We start from the raw sequence: 25,370 nt of genomic DNA on the forward strand, positions 1-25,370 counted from the left end.
AGATGTGTATAAGAGACAGAGGCTCAGTAGCATCAGTTGGTTTATGCGCGTTCTTAATGAGAGTATTGCACGACAAGCGAATCAAGAAGATGACTGTAAAGGTCGTTTTTGGGAAGGTCGCTTTAAGTCACAAGCATTACTTGATGAAGCAGCTCTTGCAGCTTGTCTTGCGTATGTTGACCTAAACCCTGTAAGAGCGAAAGCGGCTGATTTACCTGAGCAATCTGACTACACCAGTATAAAAACACGCATTGAGTCAGCTCAAAATAATAAGCAACCAAAATCACTTATGCGCTTTGCAGGTAAACCACGTAAGCATATGCCTAAAGGTCTGCCATATGAGCTCAAAACATACCTGCAACTCGTTGATTGGACTGGTCGCTCAATACGAGAAGATAAACCAGGGAAAATCCCTGAAGATGCATTACCAATACTTGAAAGACTAGATATTTGTACTGACAACTGGCTTACACTCACCACTTCCTTTACCCGCTCATTTAAAAATACAGCGGGTAAAGAACAAGCAATCACAGCTTACACAAATCACATGAAACGAAAACGGAGAAGCTCTATAGCTAAGAGCCAAGCTTTATTTTGTTAATCTATTAAAACTACAAAACAATACTAATAAATATCTATTGATATAAATAAAAATATCGACGTTCTGAAATTACTTATGATATAAATTAAATAGCTAATTTTTCAGACAGAGCAGTAATTAAGTACCAACTCCCTACTTTCATCTAGCCGAGATAAATCTCAATTATGCGATACTGCACTCATATCAATAAATAAAATGGGTGTCTTTATTGTTTATGTAAAAAATGGATGTCTATTTAATTACATTTTATATTCTTAGAAAAAAGTGGGTGTCTAATTTTATTGTCAAATCACTAAACAACACCTTGCTTTAACATTGCATCTGCAACTCGTTCAAATCCTGCTATATTCGCACCAAGCACCAAGTCGTGTTCATTAGAGTACTGCTTGGCAGTAACTGAAATAGTATTAAAAATGGATTTCATAACTTGCTGAAGTTTTTCATCAACTTGCTCAGATTGCCACTTTTGCATACTGGCATTTTGAGCCATTTCGAATTGGCTCGTCGCCACACCTCCAGCATTTGCGGCTTTGCTTGGCCCTAGGTAAACGTTGTGCTCTTTGAAAATCTTCATTGCTTCAGGTGTAGTTGGCATATTCGCACCTTCGCACACAGTTAAACATCTGTTTTCTACAAGAGCTTTAGCATCATCTTTAGTAATTTCATTTTGAGTCGCACATGGTAAAGCAATATCTGCTTCATATCGCCAAATTTGATGACCGTCACTTGGGTATTGATTGACAGGTGTGAACTCAGCATCTTTATGTTCATTCAAATAATCTCTAAGCTCAGCACCACGTTCATTTTTTAGATGCATCACTAATTTTACGTCAAGCCCATTCTTACTATATAGCGTGCCCTTCGAATCGCTACAGCTAAGAATCACAGCATCGTACTCATCAAGCTTTTTCATCAGATAAAGTGCAACATTACCAGCACCAGACACTAAGCACCGTTTTCCTGTTATAGAGTCGCCTTTCGCATCTAACATAGCACTTAGAAAGTAAGCAACGCCGTATCCTGTTGCTTCTGTTCTTAAAGAAGAGCCATTTAATGATTCAGGTTTTCCTGTTAAAACGCCACTAAATTGGTTTGTGATCCGCTTGTACTGCCCAAACAAATAACCAATTTCTCTCGCCCCAACGCCAATATCACCAGCAGGTACATCTGTATTAGCACCAATATGACGGAAAAGCTCAGTCATGTATGACTGACAAAAACGCATAATTTCATGGTCGCTTTTGCCTTTGGGGTTGAAATCAGCACCACCTTTACCACCACCTAACGGTAAACCTGTCAATGCATTTTTTAAGACTTGCTCAAAGCCCAAAAATTTAACCACACTTTGGTTAACGCTGGGGTGAAATCGTAAGCCGCCCTTAAAAGGACCTAACGATGAACTAAATTCAATTCTAAAACCACGATTAACCTGAACATTTCCAAGATCATCAAGCCAAGGAACCCTAAATATGACTTGCCTTTCTGGCTCTACTAATCGTTCGACAATAGAGTTTTTTTGATACTTATCATTAATCTCGAGATATTGATTAATCGAAGACAGAACCTCTTCAACAGCTTGATAAAACTCCGTTTCATTTGGATTAGAACTCTTTACTGATTTTAACACTTGCTCTATGTATTCCATCACTCATTCCTCTTCAAGCTGTTGAAAATAAGATTCTTACAAATTAAACTCATTTACGTAAAGAATCGATCACTCTTACCTAATCGTAAACACCATTGGCTGCTCACTATCATTTTTCCAATAATAACGTAAAGGCTCACTCTGAGTGTCATAAAACCACACCTCGGCCACCAGCTCTAATCCACTGTTAGCTAACATTAAACTAGATGACAGCTTGCTCTGTACCAATGGTGCACGAAGCAAACACTGATTATAATCGGCTTTATCGTCGTCACCTTTAAGACATATGTTTAAAAAGGCTCTGGTGTCACCAATATTCAAATCTACATCTACATCGAGCTCTAATTTACTACTTAAATTAAACTCAGGAGCAATCGTTAAATCATTCATCGTCTCAGGATCCACGCCAGTAGCAGGAGGCGTTGTCTCAGGTGGTGTTGTATCTGTTGTAGGTGCTTGCGTTACATTTGTTCCAGCACTTTCAGTTGCAGAGTCGCCTTCACCACCGCCACCACACGCAGCTAACATTAAGCTTATGATCACTAAAGTATAATGTTTCATAATTATTCTCCTCTTGAAATCACGTTAGCAGGCTTAGCATTGTTGAACCACATTGGCTTTTCTTGCCCTTTTGATTCTGCAAATGCTTTAAAGTCGCTGTATGCATGGGTAATATCTACCCCTTCTTTAGGGTGAGCCCAAGAAGTACCTACTTCAATTGCCCAAGGTAGACCTGTTTCGGTTTGGAAGTAAAAACCCAGCGAACTGTCAGATGCATCATCAGACTCTGCGAAAGAAAATAGTTGCATATCAAATTTTTCTGTCGGCTGCTGATTCTTAAGGTGAACCTCCCAGCTTCTAGGGTCTTTACCAACCAAGGCTTCACCATGATAGTGTCCATCAGCTGCAAATATGAAAGGATCTAATGTGTACTTAGGTGCATCAGCGGTCGCTGTACCTGGTAATAAATCAATAAACAATGAAAACGTGACTTTATTGTTGCTATCACAACCCGTCTCGGTTCTAAAATAATTACAATTAGACTGTTTATCAATGTAATCCCAAGTATCAGGCATAATCACGAAAATAGCATCTTCAGTATTTTGCTCTAAGATCTCGTGCGTTTGTTCAAGACCATTAATCAGTAAACTAGTTTTATCAGCATTAATTTGGCTACGTAAAATGCGTTTATCATTTGAACCTTCCACAGTCTCATATAACCTAACTGCAAAGCCATTATGAAAATCAGCACCTATCCCAACTAGCTCACCTTCTATTTTGTAACCTGTAGCCACACCATTTTGATCTATAATTGTAGTTCGATAGTTTATAACTAAATCATTGAAGTCATAATCTCCAGAAAATGGCCATTTATCCTCAAATGCAAGTGTTACCCAGCTATTTTCACCTGGGTAAACTAGGCTTCCCAATGTTGTTACAGAGTAATCTTCTACCTCCCCACCAATAACACCACCAGTTGCTGTAATTGGATTGGTTTCACTACCATCAGTTACACGAAAGCGAGACCAGGTTGTTCCCATAACGGCATCATCTGGAACATTAACCAAAATGCTATTATCGCCTTGGTTTAACCGATATTTAGACACCGTAATTTCATCCGCATCAAATTGGTAATTCTGATCCCAATCAAACCATGCGTATAGATATGTCTCGTCATTTGCAGAGGTAACAATAATTTGACTGGTATTGCCTGCTACCAAATCAGTGACGAACTTAACGCCGTCATCTGATTGATCATCAGGTGTTAAAAGTAAGTCTGAACGTGTATTAATATTCTCGCCATCTACTGTAGCACCTAAGTAAACCAAATTAGTTTGATCTGCATTTGGGTCAAATAAATGTCTTGCGCCACTGTCTTCGAGTGAGGTTTGATAAGGAGCAGGTGCATCACCAAAATCGATTGAATTATCCGTTACCTTTACCTCAGCAATTGCGCAGCGTGCACCATCATTTTGATTTGATGTAGGCCCTAAAGTAAACACCGCAGCAGTTGGCGTGTAACCGTTTACAGGGCTAATGCTAAGGTCTACTTTGTGTATTTTACCGCTTCGGTTATTACTAAAATAAAACTGTCCTTTTACATCAAAATACCCAGCACCATTCGCTCCGGTATCACCAGCTATATCTAAGTTCGCCACAAATGTGGGTGTCTTATTATTAAGATCTATTTCGTATAAGTCGCCATTTGATTCAACTGCATACAAAAGGTTGCTATTAGGATGAAAAGCAAAATCATAAATAGCTAACCCCCAGCTAGCTGAACCCGCAACTAAATCAGCTTGATATTCATCAGCAGGCTCTGTCAAATCAATACCGTACAATCCGAATTTGGGATGATACAAATAATATACCGCCTGATTAGTTTCACTATTTACATGGATGTCACCCACATAGAAGTTAGTATCAGGCAGACCGTTAACCACGAGTCGTTCTAGTTGATAATCATCACCAATTTTGACAACACTCTTCGGGCTTTGCTTACTAAAGCCATACATATATTGGTCTTTATAGTTAAAACCCACAGCATTTACGCTTTCATTGTTTGTTTCGTCACTAAAGTTTAATGACGGTGCTAATACTGTCGCTTTAGCAGAGACCAAATCAATTCCAAACATTTGTGCAGGTGTACCTTGTATTAGAAATGCTTTACTTGGGCATTCTTCAAACGGAGCTGCGCTTACATAACTAGTGGCAAGCACTGATAAAAGACAGACGGGTATTTTGCTTTTCATAATTACACTCTCCTGTGGTTATGTAATTATTTAAAGCAGCAATTGTTCCAAAATATAACTCATTAAAAAATAAGGTTTTAAATATTTTTTGTAGATTCTTTTTGCAAGATGCAACCATCTATATCGCAAAATGCAATTCTTTTTAATCACAAAAAACAAATTTACTCAACACAAAAGCATGATGTGCTAGAATTGCTTCAGAAAAAATAATAATAAATGTTAAAAATGAACTTTAAAGCTCTTGTTATTCTGCTGTGTACCTTGTCATTTGCATCAATTGCGTCAACTCTACAAGGCCACATTGATGAAGCTAGAACAATAAGCGATTACCAAGAACGCTATAAATATTTAACAAATATAGATAAACGCCTTATTGAATCTGCCAGTTTTGCTGAGCGATTAAGCTTTAATGTTAGATTAATTCACGTTCATATACACCTAGGTCAGTTTCAACAGGCGCAAAATATAGTAGAAGAACTTGAGTCTTCTCCAAAATATAAAAGTGACTCCTCTATTTATAGCGAATTGTATTTAGTCAAAGCTCGATTGGCATATAGTGCAAATAAACTAGAATCTGCAATTCACTTATCTCAACAAAATGTCGCGCTGTTTCAGCGTTTGCAACTCACCGATTACGAAATTGATGCCGTTGCGAGCCTTGTCAGTGCTTATCATAATGCAGGTGAATATCAAGCAGCCTTAAACTTGCTTGAGGTTTATATTCACGACAACAATCGAGAATTATCCTTAAAGCAAAAAGAAATGCTCTACCATGGTTATTCGCGTAATCTTGAACAGTTAGACCGGTTAACCCTTGCCCTAGAATATAAGCTAAAACGCCGTGAAGTTATTCAGCAAATGTCGCCGTCTATTTCATTACAAGCAGGTATAAGTTATTCAATTGCCCAAAGTTATTTAGATTTAGAACAATACGAAAAAGCAAAGAGCGAGTTTATTACAGCCCTTAGTTTTGATAGGCAAACGGGTTCACTATCTGATATCGGACATAGTTTAGTTAAGCTATCCCAATGCGAATATGGACTTAAAAACTACCCTGCAGCAATTGCATACGCACAAGAGGCTAAGCAGGTCTTCGCTAGTTATAACAGTACGCGAAATACTGCCTGGGCAAACCATAATATTGCGATAAATTTGCTCGAAATAGATAAACCTGACCAAGCATTAAGCATTGAAAAACAAGTGCTCATTGAACTCAAGCAAGACGATCACTTATATATAGATGTATTACTTACATTAGCTAAGCTGTACATTGGCTCTACTGAGCACGAACAAGCTAAACATTATGCTGAGCAAGCCTACCAGTTAAGTAAGCAAAAAAATAAGCTGCAAAAGCAAATCATTGCCCTAGAACATTTGATCACTGTGACAGAAAAACAAGCTGATTATAAACAAGCCCTGTCGTATCAACGTGCTATTACAGAGCTTGAAAAAGGCTTTGCCCGTAACAACTACAACCACCGTTTAGCTGAGCTACAAAACTCCATTGCAATGCGCGACCGCGATTTAGCAATACAAGATTTAAAACTCCAAGACAATGAAAAAAGCCAAGCTATTGCCGCACAACGTCAAGCTATTTTATACAGCGTCTTATTATTTAGCCTGCTTTTAGCTGCAATGGGCATTGCTTTATTAAGAATAAGACAGAGAAAACAGCTTATTGAACAGCGCCGAAATTATCTGGATAAACAAATCAGTCAACGTAGTAAGTTATTATCACAAGTAGCTCACGAACTAAGTGGTCCATTAACAGGGTTGCGCTTACACCTTGAAACGCTTCAAGCAGGCCTAACCCAATTTAATGAGCTTACATACGAAAAGCTTAACCAAAAAATCACCGACATGGCAACTTTAGTGACTGATTTAAATAAAATTTCACTTTTAGAACAAAGCAGTTTTCAGCTCAACGTAACAACAGTTAATGCGGCTGAGTATTTCCAAAGCCTACACGCAGATATGCTGATCCAGCTTGAAAAATTTGAAGTGACATTTACACAAAATGTTGCTGATGAACTAAGTTTTGAGTGCGATGCAACACGGCTTTCACAGTTATTTGCAAACTTAATCAGTAATTCGCTTAAGTACACAAATCACCCTGGTAAGATTAATTTGACGATTAGCCAAAACCAAACACAGCTTTTAATCTGCTATGAAGATTCATCCCCTGGCGTCAGCGACGAGAGTTTAGCAAAGATTTTTGACCACCTTTATAGAGTGCCTGACTTAAAAACAGTGAAACAGTCAGGTTCAGGAATTGGGCTTGCGATAGTAAAACAAATTGTCGAAGCCCATAACTGGCGTATTACAGCAGCTCATAGCGAACTGGGTGGTGTCCGCTATGACTTAACGATTGCTATTTAGCAGATTTGTCTGGCCATTCGAACGCGCCAACATCGCCAGGAAATACAACCGGTGATTCAATACCGTCTTTGTTTACAGCCGCAACACCAAAATAGTAGTTATCGATAACAACATTTTTAAGGGTTGCTTCGGTTACCTTGCCAACATCGCGGCTAAACTGCCATTGTGGCTCACTGGTATAACGCCAATAGATTTTATAACTGACCACCGTTGGATCATCACTTTTATGCCACGCTAATGTTGTACTCGGCTTTACGGCACCTGAAATACTAACACCCGTTGGCGGCGCTGGAGCCCACGCCATTGAAGCCATTGTCACTGCATTGAGTGACGTTAATTTCGCCGCATAGGCAAAATCAACATGGTCGATGGTGTCACCATAAGTAATACCATTTTCAGTACGTAAGTCTTGATGCTGTTGATTATAGTTTTCGTTTGTCTCCATAATACGCACAGCTGCAAAGCCAACATCGTTAAATGGACGATGGTGCCCTCCTCGACCAAACCGATCGAGTCGATATACCAACATGGTATCTAGATTCTCGATGTAACGATCTGCGATTGTATCTATGTAGCGCGCAAGGTTACGACTTGCTGAGTCAACCTCACCACCCGTAAAACGGCGTTTATGAGCCTGGTCTTTCGTTTCAATAACGCGTGTGCCTTCAGAGAAAATACGTGCAGTTGTGTTATCTGTTACACCATTAATGCCCGTTGAATTACCAATCATGTCATTGTTTAAAACACCATGAACACGCCAATCATGCTCTTGTGCATATTTAGCTAAGATTTTACCGCCAAACAAGCCTTGCTCTTCACCAGATAATGCTGCGTAAACAATTGAGCCGTTAAATTTATACTTTGATAAAACTCGCGCCGATTCAAGCACGCCAGCCACTCCAGATGCATTATCGTTAGCCCCTGGCGCATCTGAGGTATAGTCCATAACATCAGACACTCTCGAGTCAATATCACCCGACATCATAACCATACGGTTTGCATCAACTTGACCAAGCTGTATAGCTACAATATTGACCACGTCAACCGGGTTTGGAATACGCTTTTCACCGGAGATAGTGTCTTTTACCTCGATGATTTCTAGGCAGTTACCGCAAGCTTTAGAAATCGCCTCAAATTCAGACTTGATCCAACGTCTTGCAGCACCAATACCGCGCGTATCTGATTTCGTCTCAGAGAGAGTATGGCGAGTGCCAAAATCAACCAGCGTTTGAATATCTTGCTCTATACGTGTTTTAGAAACAGCACTTGCAATATCATGCAAAGCTTGTTGATCTTTATATTGAGGTGTTGTGGCATGAGCTGCCGAGACCAATAACAGCGATGAGCTAAACAAAGCACCCGTTGTTGTTATTTTACGCTTTAACATAGTTTCACTCCTTCAATGAATCATTAAAGGCTAACTAATATTTCATTTCGCGCAATAGTAATGCGTTAGAAAACAAATTAATAGGTTAAAACATTTCCCGATAAAGCTATTAATACTATTTAATATTTTTAGTGCCTGATAACTTTATTCCCTCGTTATAAAACACCAAGCGATTACCCCCTTCATACTTAGCTTTGTACATAGCTTTATCTGCACACTGTATTAAGAATTCTGCATCACCATAATGCTCTGGAAATAGAACTGCACCAATACTTGGGGAATAACACAGTTCATCATCATTAAAAACTAAAGGCTTACATATTTCACGACTTAGTTTATCAGCAATTTTTATTACATCAGCTTTGCGTTTTACACTTTTTACAACAATTACAAACTCATCCCCTCCCAAACGCCCAACTATGTCGTCTTTATCCAATACATGGCGAATTCGCATGGCAATAGTTTTTAATAGCTTGTCGCCAGCACTGTGGCCGTGAATATCATTGACTTGCTTGAAGCCATCAATATCGATAAACAATACCGCAATAATTACAGAAATAGTATTAGCAGTGGATAGTGACTCTTCTAGTTGGGTAATTAAAAAGCTACGATTAGGAAGATTAGTGAGTGGATCGTGCCCAGCCATGAATATGAGTTTTTGCTCAAGCTTTTTCTGTTCTGTTATATCATGAGCAATCGCTACTCTAACTTGCTTTTCTTTTGACCAATAGACAGACCACAAGACATGGACCACAGTACCGTCTTTTTTCACCCACCGGTTTACAAACCTTGGATGTAGATTATCTGTCATTATCTGATTGATAGCATTAATGGTTTTTGCTCTATCTTCGGGATAAACAAAGTCCAACATTTTTCTATTGATGGCTTCTTCTGGTGCGTATCCGAAAATTGTTTCAAAGGCTGGATTAGTAAACAGCAAGGTGCCTTTTACATCTACTACGCAAACAGCATCAAGTAATAGCTCAATAATATCTGACAAATAATCTGAGGTATTTTTGTTCATACGCAACTTTTAGGCTAGCACTATACTGAGTATAGACGAAACCTAACAAGTCACTGAAAGTTTAGACCTTAGGTGGATATAACTTTTTGCTAAGCCATGCAGATATGGCACTAAATATTGCGATACCAGTAAAATCTGCAATTAAATCAACAAAGTCTAATGTTCTCGATTCAATAAAAAATTGGCTTAGCTCTTCTAAAATCACAAACGTACTCACAATCAACACAGCTAAATAAATAGGCCGTCCAGCAAGGTTCAATGTTTTAAACTTAAAGGCAAGGTTTATGAATAACGTAAGTAGTCCAAATAAGCAAAAATGCCCCAACTTATCACCGTAAGGAATGGCAGCAACGAGTTCGAAAAACACCGACTTTTGACCAGTATTGGCAAGATAAATAACCCAACCAATAAAAGCGAAAAAGCCGATAGCAATTAACACCAGAATACGTTGAAGCATCTTTTATGGCGCCATATGTGAGGTTAAAAATAAAAATTGGTAGGCAATCACTTTATTCCAATAGTGCCAGTCATGAATACCCGGACGCTCAACATAGTCATGGCGGATGCGCATTTTTAACATCGCCTGGTGTAGCGCTCGGTTTTGCTCAATAAAAAAGTCATCAACGCCTATATCAAGCATAATAGGTAAGGTATCAGCGCCCTTTTTCCATGCCGTATTGCCAGCAGCAATTTTATGGAGGTTGTTAATAATGGCAATGCTATCCCATTTTTCTTTGTTTTCAGCATAACTGCCGAGTACTTTTTCAAGGTCAAACTCTGCACTAAAGGGCCTAACATCAACCCCAGCAGATATCCCTGAAACTGCTGCAAACTGGTCTGGGTGATTTATTGCAATGTGTAAGGCACCAAAGCCACCCATTGATAAGCCTGTTATTGCACGGCCACTTTTAGACCGATTAGTCGAATATTCAGAATCGATATAATTTAGTAAATCGTCTGCAATGTAGGTTTCGTATTGCGAGCTTTTGTCGATATCAGAATCGAGATACCACGAACCGAAGTTGCCATCTGGGTTAACAATGATGACATCATATTGGTTTGCCAGTTTTTCTATGTTTGTCAGCTTAGTCCAATCACTGTGATTTCCACTGTAGCCATGTAATACATAGATAACATTGTATTTTTTTGAGTCCTGATAGCCATCAGGTAATGTCACCGTTACAGGTTTCTCGATGGCAGTCTTTTTGCCCTTAAATATGTGGGTGTCGGTTTGGTAGGCACAAAGCGGTAAGCTAAAAACGAGGGACAGCGTACAAAGCAACTTTTTCATCATTAATTCCTTTTTCTTATTATATTTTCATTTCTTACACTAGATGTAAATAACTGAATAGTAATTAGATTTTAATCTTAGTTTTTAAATTAAATGAACTGCTAAAAAACTACTCAAATGGTATAGTAAGGCCACTTTGATTTTTAAAAAGCGTCGTGTATGTATCGTTTATTTGAACGGATGACTAATCCGTTTCCTAAAGAACAACCTTCTCAACCACCTAATAGCTTATTTGCTTTTTGCCGTCATTATACCCGTGGCATGGAGCTTTCATTGCTGCTGATGTCGTTAAGTGCCGCAGCACTCGCTATTTTAGAAGTATCGCTATTTAGTTACATGGGCCAACTTGTCGATTGGCTTGGCGAATATACTCCTGATACCTTATTTGTTGAGCAGCAGGCTGAACTTACAAGAATGGCAATTATGTTGCTAGTCGTGTTACCCATTGTCGTATTTTTTCATTCAGCAGTGTTACATCAGGCGCTGCTTGGCAACTACCCTATGTCTATCCGTTGGTTAGCACACCGTTATTTGCTTCGTCAGAGTGTTAGTTTTTATCAAAACGAATTTGCCGGCCGTATTGCAACTAAAGTGATGCAAACCTCATTAGCTGTTCGTGAATCGGTGATGAAACTGCTCGATGTACTAATGTATATCGTGGTCTACTTTGGCGCCATGGTATTTTTGGTCGCAGAATCTGACTGGCGTTTAATGTTGCCATTATTAATTTGGTTAGTTCTTTATGCCGCTATTCAAATGTATTTTGTACCAAAGCTCAAGAAAGTAGCCAGCTCGCAGGCTGATGCGCGCTCAGAAATGACCGGACGTGTAGTTGATAGCTACACTAACATTTCTACTATCAAATTATTCTCGTACACACAGCGAGAAGAACAATATGCAAAAGATAGTATGGATGTGTTTTTACAACCGGTATATAAGCAAATGCGCTTAGTTACTAGCCTAAACTTCTCTATCAACACGCTAAATTACTTATTGGTATTTAGTATTGCGGCCCTCTCTTTATATCTATGGTCAATTAGCGCCATCAGTGTTGGAGCTATCGCCATTGCGGTGAGTTTATCACTGAGACTAAACGGTATGGCACAGTGGATCATGTGGGAGATCAGTAGCCTATTTGAAAACATTGGTACTGTTGCTGATGGTATGAAAACCCTATCAACACCGATTGAAGTGGATGATAAAGAAAACGCAAGCACTCTTACTGTTAATGAAGGGTCGATAAGCTTTGAGAATGTGCAATTTAACTATGGTAAAGCTGCCAACGAGACCCTCCGCGGCCCTGTTATCAATGGCTTAAATTTAGATATTAAACCGGGTGAGAAAATAGGTTTAGTAGGTCGCTCTGGTGCAGGTAAATCTACCTTAGTGAATTTGTTACTGCGCTTTTATGATGTTGACTCAGGTACGATTTCTATCGATGGTCAAAACATCGCTGAGGTAAGCCAAGAAAGCTTACGTAAGCACATTGCGATGGTGACGCAAGATACCTCGCTGTTACACCGCTCAGTAAAAGATAACATTCTTTATGGCAGACCCGATGCTACTGAAGATGAAATGCTTGCAGCCGCAAAGCAAGCAGAAGCAATTGAGTTCATCGAAGACTTAGAAGACAGCAAAGGCAATAAAGGCTTTGCCGCACAAGTTGGTGAACGCGGTGTGAAGCTTTCTGGTGGTCAACGTCAACGTATTGCTATTGCACGAGTCCTTCTAAAAGATGCACCAATTCTAATCTTAGATGAGGCAACCAGTGCCCTTGATTCTGAAGTAGAAGCCGCAATTCAAACTAGCCTAGACGATTTAATGACCGGCAAAACAGTTATTGCCATTGCGCACCGCCTATCAACTATTGCGCAAATGGATAGACTCATTGTGCTTGATGAAGGTGGCGTGGTTGAACAAGGCTCTCACGAGCAACTAATTGCCCAAGATGGTATCTATGCTGCCCTATGGTCACACCAAACAGGTGGCTTTATTGGCGTTGAGTAGCTAGGTTTTCAGTATTAAAAAAGGCATTGTATGAGCATTCATTCAATGCCTTTTATATATGTTAGCAATGCTGTTTAAATCAAACGTAAACCAATTAAAACAAGCATCACACTATTTGCCAAAGCAGCGATTAAAAAGAAATAGCTGCGTGGGCTTGGATTCTTCTCAGTTGCTACACCATAATACAGCAGCATATGAATGATCCTGGCTATCACATACAACCAAATACACAGTGCAAATGCACTACTGTTCAAGTTTAAAAAGAACCCCAGAAATACGCTACCTAAAAATAACGGGCTATTTTCCAAGGTATTCATAAATGTGCGATGTGAACGAAATACAAAGCTATCGTGGCTTAATGAATTATCGAGTTTACCAGGCACCGCATTGGGCTGTTTGGCTTTAGTGACAGCGGCAACCACCCACTGAATTGTCAGCATAATCAGATAAACATACACGGCCGCATATGCTGAAAGAGTAAGTTCAGGCATTTTCATTTCCTTTAGTTAAAAGCATATACACTTTGCAAGATACCTACCAAGCCAAAACTTAAAGCAAACCATTGATTTTAGGTGCATTTACTTTAATTTCGTTATGCGTACTGTGCCATTACTACGTACTGTATATAAAAATTACAGTGTGGATTGGTCTAAGTTCAACTCGCTAACTTTAAGCGATTCACCTGTTTTACTTTACCCATACTAAGTCTGTCTATACTCTATATGGTCTGTTTTCTAAAACATTAGCTGTTTTGCTAATAGTTAATGTATAAAAATAATAATAAAAGGTTTTATTATGCGTTTAGGGCCCGGACTGCTAGTCACCGCAGCTTTTATTGGACCAGGTACCATCACCACGGCAAGTGTTGCAGGTGCTAATTTTGGCTTTGCTCTTATTTGGACGTTATTGTTCTCAGTTGTAGCGACTATTTTGTTGCAATCAATGGCTGCTCGTCTTGGTGTTGCTACAGGACTTGATTTAGCATCTGCACTCAGAACCACCATTCAAACACCGATTTTTAAAGCCCTGGCTGCCATATTAGTGATCAGTGCAATTGGTATTGGCAGTGCAGCCTATGAAGCAGGCAATCTGACTGGTGCCAGTTTAGGACTGCAAGAAATACTCCCTTCAGTGAGTCCACTACTCTGGACTCCCCTTATTGCGATTCTAAGTGCAGTACTTTTGTATACTGGCAAACATAAAGTCATTGAGGGGGCGTTAATTGTTTTAGTGGTGTTGATGAGCTTAGTGTTTATTTCAACGCTGGTGATGGCGGCTCCGCCACTTGGTGAAGTGCTAAAAGGATTTATACCTAGCTTACCTGATAATTCAATTACCACGGTACTTGCCTTGATAGGCACAACCATTGTGCCCTACAACCTGTTTTTACACTCTGGGGTACTTGCAGAAAAACACGATAGTTCAAAAAATATCGACAAAGTAATCAAAGAAACAAACCTTGATACCGGTATTTCGATAACTTTAGGTGGCATAATCACGTTAGCTATCTTATCAACAGCCTCTGTGGCATTTTATGGTACCGATGCAGGTAAAATTTCAGCGGCCAATATGGCTGTGCAACTTGAGCCCCTTCTAGGTGGTATGGCTCATTATTTTTTTGCTATCGGTTTATGTGCAGCTGGACTTACAAGCGCAATAACTGCACCGCTTGCGGGTGCTTACGCTGTTTGCGGCATGCTTGGTTGGTCAACACAAATGAGTGATACACGTTTTAAACTGGTTGCTATCACTATCCTTGTTTTCGGTGCACTGGTCGCATCGCTTGGGCTTGATCCGGTTGCGGTTATCATCTTTGCGCAAGCTGCCAATGGATTATTACTTCCAATTGTTACCTGTTACCTTGTTTGGTTAGTGAATCAAAAATCGGTGATGAAAGGATACACTAATTCGCTTTTACTTAACCTTGTAATTGTGCCAGTAATACTGCTTATATTTGGCCTTAGCCTTTATAAACTAAGCAATCTAATTTTTTAGCTTTTAGTTTGAAAATATGTATTAAAAAGGCCGCAAATTTGCGGCCTTTTTATATGTTGAGCACTTATTTAGTATAAGCGCGTGGCATCGCTGAATCAGTTGTATAACGGTCGCGTAGTTTGTCTTGACGCGCTTCGGTTGAAACCTCTTCACCGTTGATCCACATTTTCCTTACGTGTGAGTTAAGCTCAAATGGATCAGCAGACCACATAACTAGGTTTGCACGTTTACCTTTGGCAATTGCGCCTGAGTTTAAACCAAAAACATCAGCAATATTGCTGGTAACTGCGCTAAGTGCACCTTGTTGGCTCATACCGTATGACACAGCATTACCTGCATCAAAACGTAATTGGTATACATTGTGGCTTGAGTCACCAGCAACACCAATAATGACTTTTACACCAGCTTTTTCAAGCTTACCTGCGTTAGCAAGATTTGCATGCATAGAGTCAAAGCTACCCGGTAAGTTAGCCATAGAGCTGATGATCACAGGTACATCCGCTTTAGCTAATGTATCAGCAACCACAACAGCATCATCACCGCCATGAATCACTAAATTGATGCCATAGCTTTCTTTTAACTTAACAAGTTCATAGATGTCTGATGCGCGTTGAACACTGGCAATCAGCGGCATATCACCCGAAAGCACAGCAGCTATAACTTTTTGCTCTGTTGATGGCTCTTTTTTGTCATCTTTTTTAGCTGACTTTTCGCCTTCAAGCTTGTCGATAAGAGTTTTCATCGACATAGCACGTGAGCCTTTACTCTTTTCACCTAAATGAACAACAAGTGCAACTTGCTTTTTATTTACGCTTTCAAAGCTACCTGATAGATCAACTACAGATGCAAGACCCGCAAAGATACTGTCACCACCGTTTGGTACAATCACATCTTGAGTAATACCGCCCTTGCGTGCATAAGGAATTAAGCTACTGCGTGGGTTGAATGCAAGGCTTGGATCAAAGTCAATGCCTGCTTTGTCGTCACCACCATCGCGCGACCCTGCAACAGCACCCACTTCCACTAAGCCTAATTGGTTCATAGTACCAATAAAGCCTGCAGTCACGATTTGGCCTTTTGCATCAATGGTTGTATCCGCGTTGACAGTCGCTGGGTTAATTGCAACAATTTTGCCATCTTCAATAACAACGCTTGCGCCTTCAAGTACGCCTTGCTCTGTTGAAGTGTGTAGTGTTGCATTGACAATCGCTACCGATGCAGCACTTGCTGTCGCAGAAAATAAGCCAGCAGCAACAAGTGACAGCTTTAATGATTTAGTTAATTTTGTCATCAATGTTACTCCTATTTTTGACCTAGCATGAAATCACTTTGTGCTTGGTATTTATCATCGTTACGATCATAAACTTTGGCACCATCGATAAATACTTGTTCAGCTTTCGCATAAACACTGAATGGGTTTTGGTTCCAAATAACCACATCAGCTTGCTTACCTGCTTCAAGTGAACCTGTTTTATCATCAATACCTAGCGATTTAGCCGCGTTTGAAGTGATCCACTTAATTGCGTGTTGCTCAGAGATGTCGTAACCCACATCATTCGCGCGATACATCACTTTACCGGCTTCTTGATTTAAGCGTTGAATCGTTGTATCAGAATCAGAGTGAACAACGGCACATGAATTTTTAACAGCATCTACAATTGCTACGTTCTCTTGAACCATGTCGTAGGCTTCCATTTTAAAGCCCCACCAATCTGGCCAAAGTGCCGCACAGTTACCGTTTTCAGCAAGTAAGTCAGCAATTTTGTATGCTTCAACACCGTGATGGAAAGTACCTGAGTGATAACCAAACTCTTTACCGAGGTCGATCATCATGGCCATTTCTTCTGCTTTATAACAGTGGTTATGGATTAATATGTCACCTTCTAACACACCTGCTAGCGTATCTAGCTTGATGTCGCGGTGAGGTGCTGCAGGGTTTTTACCTGCGGCATAATCACTTTCGTATTTATCCCATTCACGTTTGTATTCAGTCGCTTCAATCCACGCTGTGCGGTAGCCCGCCATGTTACCCATACGCGTTGATGGTAAAACACCTTTGCGGCCATAAACACGTTTTGGGTTTTCACCACATGCCATTTTTAAACCATATGGTGCTTCAGGAAACTTCATACCTTGCATCGTGTGCGAGGGAATGTTTTTAAGCGTTACACCGCGGCCACCAATTAAGTTTGCTGAACCTGGTAGAATTTGTAATGACGTAATACCGCCTTCACGAGCACGGTTAAAGCCAGGATCTTGTGGCCATACTGAATGCTCAACCCATACTTCTGCAGTCACAGGGCTGGTCATTTCATTACCATCTTGGTGAGATGCTACTGATGGAGTTGGGTATGCACCTAAATGTGAATGCACGTCAATAATACCCGGTGTTACCCATTTACCTTCTGCATCAATTGTTTTATCAGCTTGTACAGAAAGGTCTTTACCTACTTGTTGTACTTTGCCATCAACAATGAATACATCTGCGTTATCTAAACGCTCACCTGTGCCGGTTAAAACTGTGGCATTAGTGATTAACGTACTTTGTGATGCAAGTGGCTGATAAGTGCTTGGGTATGGGTTTTTGTTAATTGAGACTTTTGGATCTTGTGGGCCATTGTCTTGACAACCCGCTAACGCGACACCAAGCGCCATAACCAACAAGGATGGTGCAAATTTTTGCATTCTTACGTTCCTCTTTTTTATTATTTAATTACTTTAACTAATTGTTAATTCTAATGCGAGTAAACGAGGCCAGTCACCAATATTCAAGACGAATAACCAGCCTCACAGAGCACTATTTCTTTATGTAGTTGTTATATAACTGCTCTAACGCACCTTCGGTAGTTAAGCTCGGATCTTTGTTGATAAAATGTTTCACAGTTCGAGTTACAAAGTCTGAGTTTTGCTTGTGCTGCTTGGCAAAACTTTTAATCAGTGAATCTGCATCGTTAGCTGCGGTTATTTTTTCGTGTCGATGGCGGTATTGACTCAATGTACGGTTAAAATCACCATTATAATCTTCGACCACCAGCTTATAGAATTCTGTTCTGTCGACTTGTAAATCATTAATGCAGTAATTAAGCGCGTCTTTAAAGTCATAAAAGACTTTGCCTTGCACATCAAATTCGGCACATTTCTCGCGAATAGTGACACTGGCATCTTCAGTTGCATAACTATAACCTTGAAATGCTAATCGCTCTGCCGCCTCTGCACCTAACTTCATGCCTGCTTTAATACTGTGCACAAACTCATCACTCATATCGTGAAGTTCACTTTCATGCCACATGTGATAAATTCTCAGCGCTTTTGCATATTTTGCAGAAAGTTTCTTTTTTAGCTTTGTCACTCGCCCATCAATAGTTAGCACTCGTTCGTTATGCAGTAATGCAAAGCACTCATAACATGCTGGAATTGATATAAATTCGGCCTCTTCGCCTAAATCTATAATGCTTTGCAGCATATGCAGTGGCGGACAAAAATCTCGCTCAGTTGCTTCACAACCACAATAAAAACATTGATTAAAGTGTTTTGATTCAGATGCATAGGCTTGTTGATAATAGCCTGCTAATTTTGTGGTCACTGATGCTCCTTATACTCTGATTAGCCTTTTAAAGAAAAGCTAGAGTTAATACTTAAATGTAACAGCCACGTAAATATCAAGTCTTAAATACGAGCTAATACAGGATTTTTAAAAATTAATTAAAAAATTTTAAGGCTAATTGTGTCAACATTCACACTTTAAAATAGCACTTATCAAGCGGTTAGTTTTGTTTGTTCACATCTACATACTTACTTACATCTTGTCGATTTTCATTAACAGCAATTGTTTTTGTTTAGCGTAATACTTTAAATGTGCCCAGCAAACAGGAAGTGTGCAGTATCCGTAATAGCCAGGTCGCACAAATGTTACGTTATAGACAACAACTGGAGAGAAAGATGAATACGTTAACTACAGCACTAGGTACAGCAATAATTTTAGGTTCTTCACTAGCAGCAACTGATGCAAGTGCAGCCCAATTTGTCGCAGCAGATAACTCAGTTGGCACTCAAGCGTGTATGGCTATTGCATCAAATAAGCCACTCAATGTAATCGGAACTATGCGCGATTTACGCTTAAGTAAACGAGTAATGACAGAAAAACTATTTTGCAATGATATGCCAACTAATAAGTTTGTTAGCACTTATGGGTTGCATAACTCTGCGAAATACTTAAATTTTGACATAGCAACAAAAACCAGTATTCAAGATATCGCTAACGTATCTGATGACACTGTGATTGTAATTGCAGGCTCAAAATAATGATGAATACACAGTAGCAGGTCTTTGAAGGCCTGCTACAAATTCCTTCTTCATTAGACTAGCGCAGCTATCAGGCCAAATAAGCCGCCAAACACCCCTCCCCAAATTACTAACCAACCTAAATGTTCTTTGATCATGGTTTGAATAATATCTTTTACCATGGTTGGTGTAAGCTCATTCAATCGTTCATCAACTAAACGCTCAACTGTACTGTGCAATGAGCCACCAAGGTGAGATTTTGCAAATAGCTTTTCATCAAGAATGGTTTTAAATTCGTCGCTCTTCGAAATATCAATAACCGCCGCTTTCATTTTTTCAATGAAAGGTTCGCGCATTGGCTCGAGCGCATCACGGCCACCAAACATCGACAGCATGCCACCAAATTGAGAGTTTTCGATAACCTCAATTAAAGAGTCATAAGCCGGACTTAAATTAACTTCACTGATCACAGGCTCTAAATCAATATTTGGTTTAGCGAGCGCCATAACCTGATCGATTTTTTCTTCAGCGAAGAACTCGGTCATTACCAAGTTACGAATCGCCACCTTAAAAGACGCAAACTTTAATGTTATAACACCAGAGCCGTATAAAAATGGTACTTTTTCGAATAGCATGTGAATAGCAAGCCAGTTTGTTACTGCGCCCGATAACGCAAATAAACCAACAGAAAGCACAATTGCTTGTTCAAATAAAAATCCGACTAATACTAAGGCAAGTGCCACTAAGTTAGTAATGAGACTTTTATTCATCTGACCCCTCATAAATACTTCGATAAACTTTAACAATATTAACGCTATGGGTTTGTTAATTCATCGTCTTTTTGCCATAGTTTAATTATATGGTTAAAAGGTGAACAAAATTATGTGGAATTCGGTGAATGAACAGATTAGCCAAGCGATGCATTTTGATTTTAAGCATACCTTTAAGCGCCAATTACAATCACCCAATAACGATAAATACTTCCAAATTGGCGATGATTTACACCACTTCTTTGTGAAAGTCGCTCACTTAAGTGATCTGGAGCGCCTAGAGTGCGAAGCCTTTAATCTAGAGCTGTTAACTCAAGAAAGCTTATTTATGATCCCAGATTGCATCACCACAGGTTGCAATATTGAGTTTTCATTTATCGTGCTTGAATGGTTAGAACTTGATAAACAGCCCCATACCAATTGGCATGAAATGGGAGAACACCTTGCCCATTTACACCAAAAGCATACCCAAGCTATGTTCGGCTTAGATAACGACAACTTCCTTGGCCCTACTCTACAACCAAATCGTTGGCACAAAAAATGGGATGTATTTTTTGCTGAAGAACGCATTGGTTGGCAATTGCAGTTATTACAAGAAAAAGGCATTGAGCTTGTTAATCAAGACACCTTCATCGCTTTTGTTAAAGACGCACTGCATAGCCATATTGTAGAGCCTTCGTTATTACACGGTGACTTTTGGCGTCGAAATATGGGCTTTTATAATAATGTACCCAGTGTATTTGACCCTGCTTGTTATTATGGTGATCGGGAATGCGATATCGCAATGAGTGAGCTTTATGCACCACTTCCCGATAGCTTTTATGACGCCTATAACGATATCTACCCATTGCAGGTAGGCTACGAGCAACGTAGAGCCATCTACCAACTATACCCTATGCTCAATAATGCCAATATCTTTGCAGGGCACTATCTTACTGAAGCAAAACAACAAATTGATCAGCTCCTGAAATAAGCTAAAAATCACTGTAAAAGGAATGTCACAAACCGCTAAACACAGCTATATTTAGCTTATAAAGCGTATTAATAAAGATGCTAACCGAATTGGTAGCACTACGCTTAAATAAATTCGGTTAGTGAGTTATATCAATCTAATTAAATCTAGATTCATTTTTGATGAGTTAGGGTTTAATGAAGATTGCAATTTAACGAACTCAGGCATGCCTGATTAAGGTAAAAGCTGATGAAAGACCAATACACACAACGGATTTCATGCCCTCACTGTGGCCACCACATTCACGTAGCACTTGATGCAAGTGACGGTGACCAAGATTACTATGAAGATTGCGCAGCATGTTGCAATCCCATCCATTTGAATATGCATATCGATTACGCACACAACAAACTCGAATTACATGTCGATAGTGACGACGAGCAAATTTTTTAATTTGCTCGTTTTTATACTTATTTAGCTCGTTTATTGTATTTATTTTGCTTGTTGCGATAGATAATTTTCGACCGTGTTGATAATGGTATAAGTTTGCTGATCGACTTCGATATTTAACTTATCCCCTTCGCGGTAGTTATCGAGATTGGTAATAGAGAGTGTTTCTGGGATCAGGTGTAGCCAAAAGCCCTGCTCATCAACTTCACCTACAGTGAGGCTTGCCCCGTTAACGCTAACAAACCCTTTGTACAGCACGTATTTTTGCCACTCTTTTGCTAATGCTAATTGCATTTTACAGTTGTCTTGATGGTGGTTAATTGAAAGTATCTCGGCCATACAATGAATGTGGCCCGATACGATATGCCCGCCCAGTTCAGTCCCAAAAGTCACTGAACGTTCAAAATTCACCGTCTCATTGACAGCCAGCTTACCTAGGTTGGTTAACTTCAATGTTTCATCAATCACATCAAAATTTATAACACAGCACCCTTGAGTGTCTGATGCAAACTTCACCACGGTTAAACAACAACCATTAATGGCTATGCTAGCGCCGATATTCAGGTTTTCAGCGTATTGCTGTTCTACTTGTAAAGCTAGCCTTAGTACACCGCCTTGGTTAGTAGCATCAACCACAACGGCTTGCGTTTGCACAATTCCAGTGAACATCGCTTTCTCTTTTCTTCATTAAATAGATAACTGCGATTTTTATTGATCTATGAATAGATTACAATGGCTGTCTGTTTATTTAGTTGTGTATTTTATGTCTTTTTGTAGTTGGGAAGCCAAAAGGTTAATTTCGTTAGCCATTCCTGTTTTTTTGGCACAGGTAACCCTTATTTTAATGACGGTTGTAGATACCGTGATGGCAGGCCAAGTAAGTGCAACAGACTTGGCAGCACTTTCTATTGCAACGGGTATTTGGAATCCGTTAATGCTTGCATTGCAAGGCATATTATTGGCGTTAACGGGTATCATAGCGCAGTTTGCTGGTTCAAACGATAAACAAGGTATTAGCCACTACTTTCAACAAGGTCTGTATCTGGCGTTAGTACTTGCCATAATCGGTTTAGGGCTGGCAAGCCTTGCTGATACTGTGCTAAGTCAATTAGACACCTCACAGTCTATTACCCATTTAGCTGAGCAATACATTCATTTTGTAAAATGGGGTATTTTTGGTTTTTTACTTTTCAGTGTGTACCGCAATATCACTGAAGGTATGGGAATGACCAAACCTGCTTTCTACATTAGCTTAATTGGCTTAGCGGTCAATATTCCTGCCAATTACGTATTTATACACGGTAAATTAGGTTTTCAAGCCTACGGTGGCGCGGGCTGTGGTATTGCCACGGCGCTGGTATTTTCAGCAATGGCGTTAACTCAGGTTGTTTATTGTCACTTTAACAAAAAGATTGATGCCAAAGCATTATTAGCAAATTTTAGAGCGCCAAAGCCCGCTACTTTATGGACTATCACCAAAGTGGGTATTCCAATTTCATTAGCTACTTTTTTTGAAGTTACGCTATTTGCCTGTATTCCTTTGTTTATAGCGCACTTAGGTGCTGTTGCTGTTGCCGGTCACCAAATTGCAGCCAGTGTGACGACTTTATTGTTTATGATGCCGTTGAGCCTCTCAATTGCGATTAGCATTCGAATAGGCAATTTATTTGGCCAACAACATTATCAACAGTTAAAAAATGCCGTTAAAACAAGTTATATTCTCGCGGCAATTATTGCTTTTCTGCTGGCAAGTGTGACCTTTTTTACCCGAGATATTATAAGCCAATTGTATTCTGACAACCCTGAAGTATTAGCTCTTGCTTCTTCAATCATGGTACTTGCTTGTATCTACCAGTTACCAGATGCCCTGCAAGTTTCTGCCAATGGTATTTTACGTGGATTGAAATACACGGCACCAATTGGTTATATCACCTTTGTATCCTATTGGTTGATCGGCTTTGCGCTTGGCTTCGTACTTGCTCGTACAGATTTAATTGTTCCAGCACTGGGCCCTCATGGCTTTTGGATAGGCATTATTGTGGGGTTAAGTGCCGCAGCAATTATGTTGATGTTCACGGTTCATAGGCGATTTAAACATGCACCTTTTTTGCAAAACCAATAGCCTTTTAAACTCTATCATCGCAACAGCGTGCGTGGCACTTATTGCCTGCACGCCCTCTTCCGGTGATGTAAATCACACCTACGCGCAAAGATTAGAAAACGTGCTTAAAACCGAAAGTTTTAAGCTATCTAAACCAAGTACACTAACTGTTAACCACGTTACTGAAAATACTGAAGATAAAGCAACCATTGGTATGCTTGAACTTGCCCAGTTACGACAGTGTAAACTTGCAACCCTTATTGCTGAGCACAATAACCAGCTTGGCAAAACTGCAACGCCTGCTAACATTCTTAGTTATCAAATTAAGTTTATTCAAAGCGCAAAGGAGTGCTTAGAAAGCTTTGAAGAACAAGATGAGCTATTTGAAAAAATAAAACTCACCGCAATACAAAAGCAAGCAAACCTTGCTAACTACTTTAGAGCTATGCTGCTCAACGAAAGCGAGTTTAAGCAAAGCTGGCAGCTAAGCTCGACACACATTGATGAAAACACCGCAGGTTTTAGCGAAACCGTGAGCGCGATGGAGCAAATTGCTAAGTTAAACAATCAAATTAATACCGGCAAAATAAACGCTATAAAGCCAGAGCAAATCATCAACCAACTCGAAGTATTAAATCGTTTTAAATACAACAAGCTACTCATTTCTGCGGCTCGTGTGCAAACACATTACAATCAACAATTAACAGCGCTGCTCATGAAGTATTCAAAAGATGATCTCTGCCCTGCAAACAAGAATAAACAAAAAGCACAAACGTTGAGTAATGTGTTTAAAAAGTTTTATTTAGAGCAACTACAGCCTTATCAATCATTCTTAGTGGGTCGATTAGAAACTCTACAACCTCTTTACCAGCAAATATGGCGTGACACCGAATTGGCCCAGTTTGTAGATAGCGACAGTAATGACGCAATTTTACAAAGTCTTAAGCACTCTGCGAAAAGCCATGTTGCTTGGTGGCAAGGTTTTTACAGAACGTGCGAAATTAGTCCGTTATGAATAAAAAACCAGCACTTAGCACAAAAATAGCTAAAGCTGCTTGATTCACACAACCAGTCGCTATATATTAGCCTCCGTTGTTTAGCCACGCTAACAACAGTTTTAAATCAAAATACAACCGTAGCTCAGTTGGTTAGAGCACTACCTTGACATGGTAGGGGTCGGTGGTTCGAATCCACTCGGTTGTACCATGATTTAGGTATAACCAAAGGAAAGAGCACTACCACTCTTAATGGCCCGGTCCAAAGGTCGGTGGTTCGAATCCACTCGGTTGTACCAATCTTGATTTTAACATCTCAGTACGACCGTAGCTCAGTTGGTTAGAGCGCTACCTTGACATGGTAGAGGTCGGTGGTTCGAATCCACTCGGTCGTACCAATTCTTAATGTTCCAAATTTAAAACATCTGTAGCTCAGTTGGTTAGAGCACTACCTCTCTCTATGACTCACGCCAAAATCAGTGGTTCGAATCCACTCGGTCGTACCAATTATATCTTTATTGCTTCTTAGTAATTCCTACAATTTCTATTAATAAGTACACTAATCTAAAAAGCTCCACTCAGTTGGTTAGATCGCTACCGCTCTCTATGACCCACGCCAAATTCGGTGGTTCGAATCCAGTCGGTCGTACCAAAACATTTAATCTTCTTCAGAATTAAATGCCTGTACGACCGTAGCTCAGTTGGTTAGAGCACTAACACCTGTCTCTTATACACATCT

Annotated in this window: 22 protein-coding genes and 2 tRNA genes; 11 read left to right on the forward strand and 13 right to left on the reverse strand. The window is 39.8% G+C overall.

What is annotated here, in order from left to right; genetic code table 11:
* A partial coding sequence (locus JIG37_RS01555; protein ID WP_206769689.1) for a transposase occupies positions 1-601 on the forward strand: 601 nt, incomplete at its 5' end.
* A 292-nt stretch (positions 602-893) separates the two neighbouring features.
* On the opposite strand, the gene gdhA is transcribed toward JIG37_RS01555, so the two are convergent.
* From gdhA to JIG37_RS01570, 3 genes are all read right to left on the reverse strand, one after another.
* Complete coding sequence (gdhA, locus tag JIG37_RS01560) at positions 894-2,246, reverse strand: NADP-specific glutamate dehydrogenase (RefSeq protein WP_199528496.1); 1,353 nt, start codon at positions 2,244-2,246, stop codon at positions 894-896.
* 75 nt (positions 2,247-2,321) lie between these two features.
* The gene (locus JIG37_RS01565) at positions 2,322-2,807 is read right to left on the reverse strand and encodes a hypothetical protein (protein WP_054554751.1); all 486 of its coding nucleotides are present in this window, start codon (positions 2,805-2,807) and stop codon (positions 2,322-2,324) included.
* Positions 2,808-2,809: 2 nt separating this feature from the next.
* Positions 2,810-4,999: an LruC domain-containing protein gene (locus tag JIG37_RS01570; protein WP_199528498.1), complete on the reverse strand. Its 2,190-nt coding sequence runs from the start codon at positions 4,997-4,999 to the stop codon at positions 2,810-2,812.
* Between the two features lie 225 nt (positions 5,000-5,224).
* Here JIG37_RS01570 and JIG37_RS01575 point away from each other — a divergent pair, with 225 nt between their 5' ends.
* Positions 5,225-7,378 (forward strand): ATP-binding protein, encoded by a 2,154-nt coding sequence (locus tag JIG37_RS01575; RefSeq protein ID WP_199528500.1) that lies wholly within the window; start codon positions 5,225-5,227, stop codon positions 7,376-7,378.
* Here JIG37_RS01575 and JIG37_RS01580 read toward each other — a convergent pair.
* The 4 genes from JIG37_RS01580 to JIG37_RS01595 form a co-directional block, all read right to left on the reverse strand.
* Positions 7,371-8,765 carry a M28 family metallopeptidase gene (locus JIG37_RS01580; protein ID WP_199528502.1) on the reverse strand — a complete coding sequence of 465 codons (1,395 nt, stop codon included), beginning with the start codon at positions 8,763-8,765 and terminating at the stop codon, positions 7,371-7,373. The genes JIG37_RS01575 and JIG37_RS01580 overlap by 8 nt on opposite strands.
* Before the next feature lie 115 nt (positions 8,766-8,880).
* Positions 8,881-9,789 carry a GGDEF domain-containing protein gene (locus JIG37_RS01585; protein ID WP_199528504.1) on the reverse strand — a complete coding sequence of 303 codons (909 nt, stop codon included), beginning with the start codon at positions 9,787-9,789 and terminating at the stop codon, positions 8,881-8,883.
* A gap of 61 nt (positions 9,790-9,850) precedes the next feature.
* Complete coding sequence (locus JIG37_RS01590; RefSeq protein ID WP_054554745.1) at positions 9,851-10,246, reverse strand: VanZ family protein; 396 nt, start codon at positions 10,244-10,246, stop codon at positions 9,851-9,853.
* A 3-nt stretch (positions 10,247-10,249) separates the two neighbouring features.
* A complete protein-coding gene (locus tag JIG37_RS01595; RefSeq protein ID WP_199528506.1) occupies positions 10,250-11,080 on the reverse strand; it encodes an alpha/beta hydrolase family protein in 831 nt (276 codons plus the stop codon).
* A 159-nt stretch (positions 11,081-11,239) separates the two neighbouring features.
* Between JIG37_RS01595 and JIG37_RS01600 the strand changes: the two genes are divergently transcribed.
* On the forward strand, positions 11,240-13,087 hold the full coding sequence (locus JIG37_RS01600; RefSeq protein WP_054554743.1) for an ABC transporter ATP-binding protein: 1,848 nt from the start codon (positions 11,240-11,242) through the stop codon (positions 13,085-13,087).
* Between the two features lie 74 nt (positions 13,088-13,161).
* On the opposite strand, the gene JIG37_RS01605 is transcribed toward JIG37_RS01600, so the two are convergent.
* A complete protein-coding gene (locus JIG37_RS01605) occupies positions 13,162-13,578 on the reverse strand; it encodes an MAPEG family protein (RefSeq protein ID WP_054554742.1) in 417 nt (138 codons plus the stop codon).
* Between the two features lie 304 nt (positions 13,579-13,882).
* Here JIG37_RS01605 and JIG37_RS01610 point away from each other — a divergent pair, with 304 nt between their 5' ends.
* A complete protein-coding gene (locus tag JIG37_RS01610; protein WP_138601855.1) occupies positions 13,883-15,082 on the forward strand; it encodes an Nramp family divalent metal transporter in 1,200 nt (399 codons plus the stop codon).
* 64 nt (positions 15,083-15,146) lie between these two features.
* Here JIG37_RS01610 and JIG37_RS01615 read toward each other — a convergent pair whose 3' ends face one another.
* The 3 genes from JIG37_RS01615 to JIG37_RS01625 all read right to left on the reverse strand — a co-directional run bounded on the left by JIG37_RS01615 (position 15,147) and on the right by JIG37_RS01625 (position 18,665).
* The gene (locus JIG37_RS01615) at positions 15,147-16,373 is read right to left on the reverse strand and encodes an amidohydrolase family protein (RefSeq protein WP_199528508.1); all 1,227 of its coding nucleotides are present in this window, start codon (positions 16,371-16,373) and stop codon (positions 15,147-15,149) included.
* Between the two features lie 11 nt (positions 16,374-16,384).
* Positions 16,385-17,767: an amidohydrolase gene (locus JIG37_RS01620; RefSeq protein ID WP_138617575.1), complete on the reverse strand. Its 1,383-nt coding sequence runs from the start codon at positions 17,765-17,767 to the stop codon at positions 16,385-16,387.
* Between the two features lie 112 nt (positions 17,768-17,879).
* Positions 17,880-18,665, reverse strand: a complete 786-nt coding sequence (locus tag JIG37_RS01625; RefSeq protein WP_199528509.1) for a hypothetical protein — start codon at positions 18,663-18,665, stop codon at positions 17,880-17,882.
* A gap of 356 nt (positions 18,666-19,021) precedes the next feature.
* On the opposite strand from JIG37_RS01625, the gene JIG37_RS01630 reads away from it, so the two are divergent.
* Positions 19,022-19,384, forward strand: coding sequence for a DUF3718 domain-containing protein (locus tag JIG37_RS01630; RefSeq protein ID WP_054554737.1), 363 nt, complete (start codon positions 19,022-19,024; stop codon positions 19,382-19,384).
* A gap of 53 nt (positions 19,385-19,437) precedes the next feature.
* On the opposite strand, the gene JIG37_RS01635 is transcribed toward JIG37_RS01630, so the two are convergent.
* The gene (locus JIG37_RS01635) at positions 19,438-20,133 is read right to left on the reverse strand and encodes a DUF445 domain-containing protein (RefSeq protein WP_138601847.1); all 696 of its coding nucleotides are present in this window, start codon (positions 20,131-20,133) and stop codon (positions 19,438-19,440) included.
* A gap of 112 nt (positions 20,134-20,245) precedes the next feature.
* Here JIG37_RS01635 and JIG37_RS01640 point away from each other — a divergent pair, with 112 nt between their 5' ends.
* Positions 20,246-21,106 (forward strand): fructosamine kinase family protein, encoded by an 861-nt coding sequence (locus JIG37_RS01640; RefSeq protein WP_054554735.1) that lies wholly within the window; start codon positions 20,246-20,248, stop codon positions 21,104-21,106.
* Between the two features lie 228 nt (positions 21,107-21,334).
* Complete coding sequence (locus tag JIG37_RS01645) at positions 21,335-21,538, forward strand: CPXCG motif-containing cysteine-rich protein (protein WP_054561385.1); 204 nt, start codon at positions 21,335-21,337, stop codon at positions 21,536-21,538.
* Positions 21,539-21,577: 39 nt separating this feature from the next.
* Here the strand turns inward: JIG37_RS01645 and JIG37_RS01650 are convergent, their stop codons facing one another.
* The gene (locus JIG37_RS01650; RefSeq protein WP_138617573.1) at positions 21,578-22,204 is read right to left on the reverse strand and encodes a riboflavin synthase subunit alpha; all 627 of its coding nucleotides are present in this window, start codon (positions 22,202-22,204) and stop codon (positions 21,578-21,580) included.
* A 94-nt stretch (positions 22,205-22,298) separates the two neighbouring features.
* Between JIG37_RS01650 and JIG37_RS01655 the strand changes: the two genes are divergently transcribed.
* From JIG37_RS01655 to JIG37_RS01670, 4 genes are all read left to right on the forward strand, one after another.
* Positions 22,299-23,657, forward strand: a complete 1,359-nt coding sequence (locus JIG37_RS01655) for an MATE family efflux transporter (RefSeq protein ID WP_199528511.1) — start codon at positions 22,299-22,301, stop codon at positions 23,655-23,657.
* Positions 23,632-24,651, forward strand: a complete 1,020-nt coding sequence (locus JIG37_RS01660; RefSeq protein WP_138617572.1) for a DUF3080 family protein — start codon at positions 23,632-23,634, stop codon at positions 24,649-24,651. The genes JIG37_RS01655 and JIG37_RS01660 overlap by 26 nt, the downstream gene beginning before the upstream one ends.
* A gap of 114 nt (positions 24,652-24,765) precedes the next feature.
* Positions 24,766-24,842 (forward strand) — tRNA-Val (locus JIG37_RS01665).
* Between the two features lie 110 nt (positions 24,843-24,952).
* Positions 24,953-25,029 (forward strand) — tRNA-Val (locus JIG37_RS01670).
* Positions 25,030-25,370: the final 341 nt, after the last annotated feature.

This window comes from Pseudoalteromonas sp. bablab_jr010, assembly GCF_016464105.1.
Lineage (GTDB): Bacteria > Pseudomonadota > Gammaproteobacteria > Enterobacterales > Alteromonadaceae > Pseudoalteromonas > Pseudoalteromonas simplex.